This window comes from Vibrio sp. 704 (assembly GCF_033339295.1).
Genome location: NZ_JAWOUH010001099.1, coordinates 1 through 502, shown reverse-complemented (window position 1 = coordinate 502; position 502 = coordinate 1). Strand labels below are relative to the sequence as shown.

Below are 502 nucleotides of genomic sequence, written 5' to 3'. Positions count from 1 at the left end.
GTGAGCTGCGAATTCAATGAATTAATGCGTACTGTATTTTATCTGTCCGCGAATATAAAGGATAAAGGAGCCCGAGAGCTCCTTAATTCAAGATGATTTCTTTTACAAAACGACTGCCAAAATAGGCTAACGTTAATAACGTCGCACCAGCAACCGCAAACCACGTTACTTTTCGACCGCGCCAACCTTTATGGTAGTGGCCCCAAAGTAAGATGGAATAAACGATCCACGCAATGAAGGAAAGAATACCTTTATGCGCTTTGCCTTGCGCAAACATGTCTTGTACAAACACAAAACCAGTGATGAGTGTGCCTGTCAGCAGTAAGTTACCAATCAGAATGATTTTAAATAGCTGACGTTCAACCATTAAAAGCGGTGGTAAATTAGGGTTAATAGCCAGCGACTTCTTCGCTTTTAATTTGTGATCGAGCCAAGCCAATTGCAGCGCGTACAAAGCGCCGATGGTGAGCGTTGCATAGGAAAATAGTGCAAAAGAGATATG

Annotated in this window: 1 protein-coding gene; it reads right to left on the bottom strand. The window is 42.4% G+C overall.

Translation table 11 applies throughout. The features are described 5' to 3' along the window. Positions 1-82 precede the first annotated feature (82 nt). Positions 83-502, bottom strand: a 420-nt coding sequence (locus R7R24_RS30855; RefSeq protein WP_318120737.1) for an inner membrane protein YpjD, incomplete at its 5' end; no start/stop codon positions are given.